Raw genomic sequence first — 11,594 nt, forward strand, 5'->3', positions numbered from 1 at the left:
CTTTTGGACGCTTAAACCCCAAGGCCCGCCATGCACGACACTAATTTACTGCAACTGATCACCGACGACTTTGCTCCATTGCAACAATTGATGGAGTTATTGCAGACCGAGTCCCTCGCGCTGCATGGTCGGGAGATGCAACTGCTTGAAGAAATTCTGGCGCAGAAACAGGCATTGATCATCTTGCTTGAACAGCATGGCCGCAAGCGCAGTGAAATTCTCGCCAGCCTTAATTTGCCCACCAACCGCGATGGATTGGAGCAACTCGCCAGCCAATCGAGCATCGGTGACCAGCTACTGGAACAGAGTGACGCGCTGATGCAGATGTTGGCCCAATGCCAAGCCATCAACGTTAATAATGGCCAGTCGATCCAGGTGCAGCAGGCCTCCACCGCCAATCAGCTGAAAATCCTCACGGGTGGCGAACCACCAGCGCTTTACGATGCCCGTGGATCAACCTCCAAGCTGGCAATGCCACGCCCGCTCAGTCAGGCTTGAGCCTGTCGATGAGCTTGCCCTATCAAGACGCGCCACATGCTGGCAATATTATGGCCAGCCGCAGTCATATTTTGTCTGGAGATTGATGAACCGTGTCCAATGCCTTAACCGCGGAAGATGCTCCGCAGCCACCCAAGGTGCTCTCGACGCCAATGGAGATCGCTGGCAACTTGCGGCAGCTGCAAGAAAGCCATGACCCGCTGATTATCACGTTCCACGAGCGCAACCAGCGCTTCCAGACCTATCTGGTGGACGTCGACCGTGAAAAAAAAATGATTGCCCTGGATGAGATGGTGCCCCGCGATGGCGAGCGCTATCTGCTGGCCGGCGAACCGTTTCGGATTGAAGGGTTTCACGAAGGTGTGCGCATTGCCTGGGAAAGCAACGGGCCACTGACCATCGACGAATCAGATAATGACCGCTGCTATCGTGGCCCTCTGCCCAACGAGGTTGTCTACCATCAGCGCCGCAATGCCTTCCGGGCTGCGTTGAAGCTGGCACAACTGGTGGATGTCGAGCTCGCGGGTGAAAAACTCAAAACGTCAACCAGCGGCAAGTTGTTGGACATTTCCGCCACCGGTTGCAAGTTGCGCTTCGAAGGCGACATCACTGGCAGCCTGCAACTGGGCCAGGTCTATGATCGCTTCATGGCTGCCCTGCCCTTTGGCAAAATGACCGCGCCAGTTGAACTGCGTTACCTGCACTTCGAAGAAAGAATCTCCACCACGTTTGCCGGCGTACGCTTTCACAACATGAGCGGGCTGGTACAGCGTCAGGTCGAGCGTTTCGTCTATCAGCTTCAGCGCGAAGCGCGGCGCTTCGACAAAGACGACATGTAACACGAGCCATCAATAAAAAAACGGGCAGCCCCTTGCGGTGACTGCCCGTTTTTTATGCCTTGGCTTTATGGCCTGGCTTCGGTAAAGCTTTGCTCGCGCCCTGTGTCAGGGTCTTCGGGAGACGGGCCGGTTTCGGTTTCGGTGTCGATTTCGGGCTCCGGCTTTGGCTCTGGGTTGATCGGGCTCTGCATCTGATCCTGCACCACCTGCTCGTCGACACGCGGGTCAAGGCAAGCCACCAGTGGTGAACTCGACATACTGTCCGGCATCGCCACGTGATGCAGCGGCGCATCGTCGACCTGATGCAGATTGGTGACCGCTTTCGGACGGATCCGCCACACCAGCACCACCGCGAAGAAGCTGAAGAAGGCATAAAGCATATGGCTGCCGAACAGCTTCATCAGCACCCCGGCCACCAACGGCCCGATACTGGCGCCGACACCATAGGTCACCAGTAACATCGCCGTGAGGGACACGCGACGATCGCCTTCGACGTGATCATTGGAGAAGGCCACCGCCAGCGGATACAGGCAGAACATGACCAGTGAACAAACGAACCCGGCGATGAACAATATTTCCAGTGGCACCTGTTGCATGATTGCCAGCGGCAACGCAGCCACGGCCAGGACCATCGCAACACAGCGGATCAACAACGCGCGGTCATAACGGTCGGACAGCCAGCCCAATGGCCACTGCACCATCAGCCCGGCGAAAACGCAGCTACCCATGAACAGACCGACCTGCTCCGTGGATAACCCTTGCTGAGAGGCATAAAGCGGCGCCAGACCGTAAAAAGAACCAATGATCAGCCCCGCCCCCAGCACCGTGCTCAACGACTGCGGCACGCGACTGATGAAAAATCGAGGCTCCATTGGCGCAGGATGCAGCGGTGCAGGGTGGATCCGGCGAGTCAGGGCCACTGGCACCAGGCACAGTGCGAAGCACAACGCGACCAGCATCAACAGTTCCAGGCCCAGCGCCGGGTGCATGACCAAAATCAGCTGGCCCAGCACCAGCCCCAGGTACGAGGCGATCATGTAGCCGCTGAACACCGCCCCGCGCTGCGAGGCTTCCGCCTGCTCATTGAGCCAGCTTTCGATGACCATGTATTGGCACATCATGCCGAGGCCGACGATGACCCGCAGGAATATCCAGGCAGGCAGCCAGTCGATCAGACCGTGGCCGAGCACCGCCGCACCGACAATCCCAGCGCAGGCTGAGTAGGCTCGAATATGCCCGACCCGGGCAATCAGACGGTGACCGATCTTGCCGCCCAGGACGAGGCCAAAATAGTTGGCAGCCATCAACGCACCCACCCATAGGCTGTCGACGTGATCGGCCGCCAGGCGCAAGCCCAGGTAGGTACTCAACAAGCCAGAGCCGATCAACATCATCAGCGAGGCAAAATAAAGCGCTCGAAAAGGTTTCCAGATTTGGCGCATCGGCGTTCCGAGCGGCTCCTTGCAGTGAGAAACGGGCTATCGGCAAAGATAGCTCGAAGACGACGTGTCGTCAGGCCTGGGCTGCTAGAACACGACGTTCCCAGGGAGTAATTTCATCAAAGAAGCTGGTCAACTCCATGGCCTTCGAAGCAATGTAACCTTCGATGAACTCCTTGCCGAACAGTTCCTTCGCCAATTGACTACGTTTCAGACGCTCAAGAGCGGCATGCAAGGTACACGGCAATGAAAGATTGTCCGGCACTTCGATTTCACCCTGGATCGGATCGCTCGGTTCCAACTCGTTTTGGATGCCATGCAACCCGGCGGCCAGGCTCGCGGCTATGGCCAGATACGGGTTGGCATCAGCGCCCGGCAGACGGTTCTCGACCCGACGAGCGACCGGTGAACTGGCCGGAATGCGCAGACCGGCGGCACGATTATCGTGGGACCAACAGGCATTATTCGGTGAAGCGAACGGATGGTACAAGCGTTGGTAGGAGTTCACGTTCGGTGCGAACAGAGCAGTGAAGTCCGCCATACCCGCCTGCTGGCCACCGATGAAATGACGGAAGGTCGCGGTCGGCTGACCGTCCTGATCACTGAACACGTTACGTCCGGTGCCGATCTCAATGATGCTCTGGTGAATATGCATGGAGCTGCCCGGCGTATGCGCCAGCGGCTTTGCCATGCAGACCACGATCAGACCGTGCTTGAGGGCAACTTCTTTGAGTAGATGTTTAAACAGGAATGTCTGGTCGGCCAGCAGCAGCGGATCGCCGTGCAACAGGTTGATCTCGAATTGGCTGACGCCCATTTCGTGCATGAAAGTATCGCGAGGCAGGCCCACGGCGGCCATGCATGCGTAGACTTCACTGAAGAACGGCCGCAAGCCGTTGTTGGAACTGACGCTGAATGCCGAATGACCTTCTTCACGACGACCGTCCAGGCCTACCGGCGGCAGAAACGGTTGAGTCGGGTCGGAATTGGGCGCAAAGATAAAAAATTCCAGCTCGGTCGCCACCACGGGTGCCAAACCGAGGGTAGCGTAACGAGCGATCACGGCCTTGAGTTGACCCCGGGTCGAGAGGCTAGAGCATTCGCCGGTCAGCTCATCCGCATCGCAAATGGCGAGCGCCCGTGGCTGCTTGCTCCACGGCAGGCGATAAATGTGCGCAGGATCGGGGACCAGCGCCAGGTCGCCATCATCACTGCCGTAAAAGCGCGCCGGCGGATACCCGCCCATGACGCATTGCAGCAGCACACCCCGCGCCATCTGCAAACGCCGCCCTTCGAGGAAACCCTCGGCGGTCATGACCTTGCCCCTGGGTATGCCATTCAAATCCGGCGTGACGCATTCAACCTCATCAATGCCTTTCAATCGCTGCGCGAGTGAGCCCTGGCCGTCGGTTTTCATGACGCAATCCTGTTGTTGTACGAGCCGCGAACGGCGACCCGTACAAAATAGGCTTCGGCCGTTCAGAATTTCAAGCAGCATGCAAAAAAATCAAAAGATCGCAGCCTTCGGCAGCCCCTATAAGGGTCGTGTTCGTCAGGGCAGGTAAAGACTGAACACCCCACCGCCCAACGGGCCGCCATTGCTGATTTCGGTGCGGCCGCCCACGCCATTGCGCTGATGCAGCGCTGCAATACGTCCGGCGAAGTACAAGCCCAGACCCGTGCTGCCCGTGCTGTGGTTAATGCCCTGCAGGTAATCGGCCTGACGCTCGATCATCTCAGGTGAATAACCCTCGCCATCGTCGTTGATGGTCAAAACCAGCTGCCCGGCCTTATCACTGACGGTAATCAGTAGCGCGTGGCGAGCATAACGAATGGCGTTGTTGATGCTGTTGGCCAGCACCGAGGCGACCAGTTCCCGGTCGAAGAACCCCAATGGGCTCAACGGGTCGACTTCATAGGTCGCGATAATCCCGCGGCTGGCGAATACTTCTTGATGAGCGGCCAGTTGCGCTTCGATGAAATCATCCAGTTCATGGTAGGCCGGCTGCAACGGCATCTGGTTGACACCCAGTTTATACAGCCCCAATAACTGCACCAGCATGCCATTGAGATGAGCGAACTCAAACTCGATGACGCCCTGCTCCGGGCTGTGCTGCTCGGGGTCGGGCAAGCGCCCCAGCCAATCGCTGTGAGCCTGTATCAACAGGGCGAGCGAGTTCTTCATGTCGTGCACGGTGGACGCAATCACCGTTGAAAAATCCAATACCGGGTAGTCTTGGGTCATTCACCGAACGCCTTGATTTTCAGTTTCTGATAGCGCGGATAACGCGCGTCGGTGTCGGGCATCATGCCAACTTGTTTCAGGCAGGCCCGACATTCATCCATTTCGGCTGAAGGCACGCTGGTGTCAGCGCCGTGGAGCAGCGACTGCGCCATGTTCAGCGCGATACTGATGTTTTTCGGCTGCAGGGCCAGGGCTCTGCGAAATACCGCCCGAGCCTCCACCAGGTTGCCGGACTTGTATACCCGTACGCCCTGTCGGTTGAGTTCGGCGGCCGTGTTGCTGGAGTTGAGAATCGCCGGGTCATCGGTCAATTTGGCAATCCCCTGCATCACCACAGGATCATCACCATAAATTTCCGCGCAGTTTTTCAACATCGATGCGCCTGCGCTCGCCTGGCCAAGCATTTGCAACTGTTTGGCCACCAGTAATGCTGCTTCCGCGCTCATGAACTGCTCCATGCCATCGAGACGCAGCATTGCCTGTTCGGTGAGTTTCTCCGCCGTTTCAGCATCGTTGAGTAGCAAACTGGTGGCCTTCATCAGCCGCGCACGAATCTGCAAGCCAGGATCGCCAGGATTCTCCTTGGCCACCAAACTGAGGGTCGTGTTGATTTCCAGTCGGGTCCGGGTATCCAGTCCTTTCTCGCTGCCTTTGCTGATCAAGGCATGGGCCAGGCCCAGGTTGCTTTCCGCATCCTTGAAACGAGACTGTGCCCCCTGCGACACGGCCTGGCGAAAAGCCTTGGAGGCGGTGTCGAAATCTTCGTTGGTCATCGCCAGCTTGCCCAACAGCGCTTGCCTGCGGACCGCCAGGGGGGATAGGCGAATCGCTTCTTCCAGGACTTTCTGAGCCGCCTTGGTGTCGCCTTCGACCATCAGCACTTCGGCCATGCCGTCATACAGCGCCGGCATCATCGGAAACACTTTCAGGGCTTTTTCGTAGATGGCTTTGGCCTGGCTGATCTGGCCGCGCTTGATCAGCAACTGACCCAATCCGGCAAACGCCCATGGCAAAGGGCGATCAGCAATAATGCTGTCGTAGAGACGCTCCAGTGCTTCATTCTGATTCATGTCACGCAACGCGTCCGCGCGGTAACGCAGGCAAAGCGGCGAATAACGAATGTCCTTCTTGCACAGTTCGATACAGGCGTTGAGCACTTCAAGCGGCTTGCCACGATCGAGGGCTTGCAGGATTGGCTTGAGCAAATTCTTGCGTTGCTCCAACCGTTCAAGGCGCTGGGCCAGGCCGGAACGGTTGAACGGTTTTGTCAGGTAGGCATCGGGTTCATGCTCCAGGGCACTTAGCACCATGGCCTGGCTGGTCTCGGCAGTGACCATGACGAACACAGCCTCATGGCTGATCAGCTTCTCAATCATCAGGTCTTCAAGCACCTGCTGACCGTTCTTCTTGCCGTCGCCCAAGTGGAAATCCTGCAGGATAAAGTCGTAGGCCTTCTGCGAGCACATTCGCAGCGCCTGTTCGCCTGTATCGGCAGTGTCGACGTCCTTGACGCCCAGTTCCCGCAGCATGGACCTGACGGAACTGCGGAAATCCGAGAAATCATCGACGATCAGAAAACGCTTTTGGTGATACGACAGCATCGAAGATTTCCAGGCAATTTAAGTAGAAGACCATGACCGTTCGGGTTATCGGCCAGGAGTACCGTTCCCTTGAGAACTCCTGTTGATCGAGTGCGCTCTAAATATTTGAACGTGTTATTGAAAAACGGGATTATTCTGTTTTATTGAACCGCAAATCAGTATCCGCTCGACGTCGATACGCCACTTGTCGCCGGTAAAAGGCAGTAGATATGACCTCCTCCCCCAAGCACTCGGCTGAAACGTCCGAGCGAAAGGTCCCGACTCCCAGCTCTCTGGATTTTCCAGTGGTCGGGATTGGCGCGTCGGCGGGCGGGTTGCAAGCCATCAAATTATTTTTCGAGAACATGCCTCACGACAACGGCATGGCGTTCGTGGTCATTCTTCACCTGTCGCCCGATCACCAAAGCATCGCTGACAAAATCATCCAGGAGTCGACCCGGATGCCGGTCCTGCAGGTGACCGAAACGGTGCCCATCGAGAAAAACCATGTCTACGTCATCTCACCGGCTCAGCAGCTGGCGATGAATGATGGTTTTCTCGAGGTCCGCAGCGACGACCCGCATCGGGGCCGCCATTCCGCGATCGACCTGTTTTTTCGTGACTTGGCGCAAGTGCACCGCGAGCGCGCGTTCTGCCTGATATTGTCCGGCAGTGGCTCCGATGGTGCAGTTGGGTTGTCACGTATCAAGGAACATGGCGGGATCACCATGGCCCAGGCGCCGGAAGACGCCGAATTCGACGGCATGCCCAGCGCAGCCATCGATACGCATATGGTCGATTTGGTGTTGCCCGTTGTAGAGATGCCGCAAAAATTGCTGGAATTGTGGCACAACGCCAAGGAAATCATCTTACCGACCGCAAACGATCCGGAACTGCAAACCTTCGCCACCGTATCCGAGCGCGACACTGCACTCGCTGAACAGCTGCTGCACGACATCCTGATTCAGTTGCGCACTGGCACCGGCCATGATTTCAAACACTACAAGCGGGCGACCGTCTTGCGTCGAATCGAGCGTCGGATGCAGGTCACCGCGCAGCCGGACCTGGGCGCTTACTACCGCTATCTGCAAAGCAATCCCGAAGAAACCAAGGCATTACTGGGTGACATGCTGATTGGTGTGACCAACTTCTTCCGCGATCGGGAAGCGTTCGAAGCCCTCGAGCGGGAGGTCGTACCGCAGCTGGTCAGCGCCGCCGTGTCGGCCTCCCCCGAGAAAGAAGAAATCCGAGTCTGGTCGGCGGGATGCTCCACAGGCGAAGAAGCCTACAGTTTGGCGATGCTGGTCACCGATCAACTGCAACTGGATGCCAGCCAGGCCTCACTGCAACTGTTTGCCACGGACATTGACGAGCGCGCCATCAGCTTCGGCCGCGCCGGGCTGTACCCGCAAGCGATCATTACGGATGTGCCGCCAACCCGATTGCGGCACTACTTTATCAAGGAAGACGACCACTATCGGATTCGCAAGGAAATTCGCGAAAGGGTCTTGTTCGCCAAGCACAGCTTGCTGTCCGACCCACCATTCTCGCAAATCGATTTGATAGTTTGCCGCAACTTGTTGATCTATCTGGATCGCGAAGTTCAGCGTGAAATCCTGCAGATGTTCCACTTCGCGTTACGGCCAGGCGGATTTCTGTTTCTGGGCTCCTCGGAAAGCGCAGACGCTTGCCACGAGCTGTTTGCCCCAGTGGATAAACGCAACCGGATCTTCCGCGCCAAGACCGGCACCGCCAATAGCCGCCGCACACCTGCCATGCCTCGCGGCGGTTATGTACGCAGCAATATTTCCCGTGAGGCGCCGCAGAGCACGGTGCAACGCAAGCTGTCCTTCGGTGACATCCACCTACGCGCCCTGGAACGCTCCGCTCCGCCGAGCATGATTGTCGATGCCAACGCCGACATCCTGCATATGAGCGAAAGCGCTGGACGTTTCCTGCGCCATATAGGTGGTGAGCTGTCGCGCAACCTGCTGGCGCTGATCCTGCCAGAGCTGCGCCTGGAAATCCGAACCACCTTGTTCCAGGTCCAGCAAAGCGGCATCGTGGTCAAGTCCCGTGCAGTGCCGATAAAACGCGACGATCGGCTCTACATGATTGATCTGGTGGCGCATCCCTATAAGGACGAAGAATCGGACGGCGAATTCGTCCTGGTGATTTTCGAGGAAGTTGAAGTCGATCCTTCCGAACAGACCGCCACCCCCCTGTTACAAACCGAAAGCCAGGTGCTGTCCAACCTCGAGCGCGAACTGCAACGCACCAAGTTGCACTTGCAGGACACCATTGAACAGTCGGAAATCTCCAGTGAAGAGCTCAAGGCTTCTAACGAAGAAATGCAGGCAATCAACGAAGAACTGCGTTCGGCCACTGAAGAGCTGGAAACCAGCAAGGAAGAGTTGCAGTCGATCAACGAAGAGTTGCTGACGGTCAACTACGAGCTGAAAACCAAAGTCGAAGAAACAGACAAGATCAACGACTACCTGACCAACTTGATCGCCTCGACTGACATTGCGACGGTGTTTGTAGATCGCAGCATGCGGATCAAATGGTTCACGCCTCGTGCTACTGACATATTCAGCATGTTGCCGGTGGACACCGGTCGTTCGCTGCTCGATATCACGCACCGCCTGCATTACGAAGACTTGGCCGGCGACGCGGCGGCGGTGTTCGAGTCATTGAACATGATCGAACGCGAAGTCAGTAGCACCGACAACCGTTGGTACATCGCCCGCCTGCTGCCCTATCGCTCCAGCGAAGACCATATCGACGGCACAGTGCTGACATTCATCGACATCACCAAACGCCGTGCGGCCGAGGAAGAACTGCGCCTTGGCGAGGAACGCATGCGCCTGGTGGCCGAAAGCACACGGGATTACGCAATCATTACCCTCGATGAACAAGGCATCATCACTACCTGGAACAAAGGCGCCGAGTTGATATTCGGCTACAGCAAGGCTGAAGCCGAAGGCGCTTATTACGATTTCATCTTCTCACCAGAAGACCGCGCCTGCGGCGTGCCCGAAAACGAACTGCTGACGGTTCGTACCCATGGCCGTAGCGAAGACGAACGCTGGCACCTGCGCAAGGATGGCAGCCGATTCTATTGCAGCGGTGAGGTGACCCTTCTCATCGGCGACAATCTGCAGGGCTATGTGAAAATCGCCCGAGACCTGACCGGCCATAAACGTCAGCATGAAAAGCAGAGTCAGGAACTGGCCGATACCCGAAACACCAATTACCTCAAGGATGAGTTTTTCGCGGTCATGTCCCACGAACTCAAGCATCCGCTGAACCTGATCCAGCTCAACGCAGAACTGCTACGCCGCTTGCCAGTGACCAAGTCCGTCGCTCCCGCCGCCAAGGCAGTCAACACCATTTGCGATGCCGTCAACAGCCAGGCACGGATCATCGATGATTTGCTGGATGTCGCCAGAGTCCGCACCGGCAAGCTCAAGCTGAAACCGATCGCCGTGGACCTGGTCAGTGTATTGCGCGATATCCACACGGTTGTCCTCAATGAGCGGCATGCCACCAATGTCGAGTTGCAGGTGCCTGATCAGGCGCTGATAGTCCATGCCGACCCGACGCGCCTGGAGCAGATCATCTGGAACCTGGTGAACAATGCACTGAAATTCACTCCACCTTCCGGGCACGTGCAATTGATTGCCAGCCAAGTCGGGAGCAGGGTGCGGCTGGATGTCAAAGACAACGGCACCGGCATCGCCGCCGAGAACCTTGAGCACGTGTTTGATCTGTTTGGTCAGGCTGAAAAACAACATGCCACGCACAACCGTGAGGGCTTGGGGATTGGGCTGTCGCTGGTCCGCCAATTGACCGAGGCCCAACAAGGTACAGTCGAGGTGAGCTCACCCGGGCTGGGCGCAGGCTGTACGTTCAGCGTTTACCTGCCGATGGCCGAGAGTGCAGATGATGTTCAACCCGTCGTACAGACCGACGATGTCGCGGGCAGGTTGAGTGGTTTAACAATCCTGCTGGTCGACGACTCCGCCGAGGTACTCGAAACCTTGAAGATGCTGCTGGAAATGGAAGATGCAGAAGTTATTGCCTTCGACCGTCCGGTAGCCGCCCTGGACGCGGCAAAAAAAACCCGTTTCGACCTCATCATTTCGGACCTTGGCATGCCGGTCATGAATGGTCATGAGCTGATGAGTGCATTACGTCAGCTGCCGCTCGTCAAGGATGTACCGGCCATTGCACTGACCGGCTACGGCACTAACAGTGATATTCAAAAATCCCGGCAATCGGGCTTTAACCAGCACATTGGCAAACCTGTGTCCTACGAGGACCTGATTGAAACCATCGAGTCGCTACGGCGCTCTTCGATCCTTTGACTGGCGAATGATTCAGCACAAATAGTCGCGTTGCACACAAACACGCCGATCAATCGCTTGCCATAGTCGTTCCCTATGGTCGGACCAGACCTTGGGATCGACTTTGGTTGTGCGCATGAGCTCCAGCATGGCCGTCTTGGCAGCCAGGTATTCCACCCAGGCGTCTTCGGATCGGAGTTTCAATCGCTCACGCTCGGTCATCTCCATTCGTCGCAACGCCAGTGTCGGCTCATCGACAATCACAGCCCCGAGCGTTAACTGTGCCCGGTGCGGCGCAACAAACGCTTGAGTGTCCGCTACCAGTTCCCTCGCCCGTTGGATCCCCCACTTCAGTGCGGCGCAGTAATACCCGCCAGAGCCTCTGTCGTGAGACTCCTCGCACATCGCCCAGCCACTCTCGGTATAGAGGCCAATAAACACCTGAGAGACGCCCTCGTGATTGATCCGCGCCTGCACTTCGACTTGCACCCCATTACTGAGTACTTCTTCATAGGTGTGAAGAGGTAAACGGGTGTTGGTCCATAACCAGAACTTTGCGCCTCTGCGTCGCATTGATTACCCCCCTGAGTCATGTCAGGAGTAAGGCACAGCACCGGCACGCTTTCCATGTAGATCGTCGGGTG

8 protein-coding genes are annotated in these 11,594 nt (G+C 57.1%); 3 read left to right on the top strand and 5 right to left on the bottom strand.

Translation table 11 applies throughout. From position 1 onward, the window contains the following. Positions 1-30 precede the first annotated feature (30 nt). Together ACM6IR_RS05790 and ACM6IR_RS05795 are read left to right on the top strand one after the other, a co-directional pair. Positions 31-498: a flagella synthesis protein FlgN gene (locus tag ACM6IR_RS05790; RefSeq protein WP_414906806.1), complete on the top strand. Its 468-nt coding sequence runs from the start codon at positions 31-33 to the stop codon at positions 496-498. Positions 499-590: 92 nt separating this feature from the next. Beyond that, positions 591-1,337: a flagellar brake protein gene (locus tag ACM6IR_RS05795; protein WP_414906807.1), complete on the top strand. Its 747-nt coding sequence runs from the start codon at positions 591-593 to the stop codon at positions 1,335-1,337. Positions 1,338-1,402: 65 nt separating this feature from the next. On the opposite strand, the gene ACM6IR_RS05800 is transcribed toward ACM6IR_RS05795, so the two are convergent. The 4 genes from ACM6IR_RS05800 to ACM6IR_RS05815 form a co-directional block, all read right to left on the bottom strand. Continuing rightward, positions 1,403-2,779, bottom strand: coding sequence for an MFS transporter (locus ACM6IR_RS05800; protein WP_414906808.1), 1,377 nt, complete (start codon positions 2,777-2,779; stop codon positions 1,403-1,405). Positions 2,780-2,849: 70 nt separating this feature from the next. Further along, positions 2,850-4,091, bottom strand: coding sequence for a glutamine synthetase family protein (locus tag ACM6IR_RS05805; protein ID WP_414906814.1), 1,242 nt, complete (start codon positions 4,089-4,091; stop codon positions 2,850-2,852). A 237-nt stretch (positions 4,092-4,328) separates the two neighbouring features. Beyond that, positions 4,329-5,021 (bottom strand): sensor histidine kinase, encoded by a 693-nt coding sequence (locus ACM6IR_RS05810; protein WP_414906809.1) that lies wholly within the window; start codon positions 5,019-5,021, stop codon positions 4,329-4,331. Then, a complete protein-coding gene (locus ACM6IR_RS05815) occupies positions 5,018-6,622 on the bottom strand; it encodes a response regulator (RefSeq protein WP_414906810.1) in 1,605 nt (534 codons plus the stop codon). Before ACM6IR_RS05815 ends, ACM6IR_RS05810 begins: the two co-directional genes overlap by 4 nt. 209 nt (positions 6,623-6,831) lie before the next feature. On the opposite strand from ACM6IR_RS05815, the gene ACM6IR_RS05820 reads away from it, so the two are divergent. Then, a complete protein-coding gene (locus tag ACM6IR_RS05820) occupies positions 6,832-10,971 on the top strand; it encodes a CheR family methyltransferase (protein ID WP_414906811.1) in 4,140 nt (1,379 codons plus the stop codon). A gap of 12 nt (positions 10,972-10,983) precedes the next feature. Here the strand turns inward: ACM6IR_RS05820 and ACM6IR_RS05825 are convergent, their stop codons facing one another. Next, on the bottom strand, positions 10,984-11,523 hold the full coding sequence (locus ACM6IR_RS05825; protein WP_414906812.1) for a hypothetical protein: 540 nt from the start codon (positions 11,521-11,523) through the stop codon (positions 10,984-10,986). Between the last annotated feature and the right edge of the window lie 71 nt (positions 11,524-11,594).

Source organism: Pseudomonas sp. IT-P253 (assembly GCF_949768125.1).
Lineage (GTDB): Bacteria > Pseudomonadota > Gammaproteobacteria > Pseudomonadales > Pseudomonadaceae > Aquipseudomonas.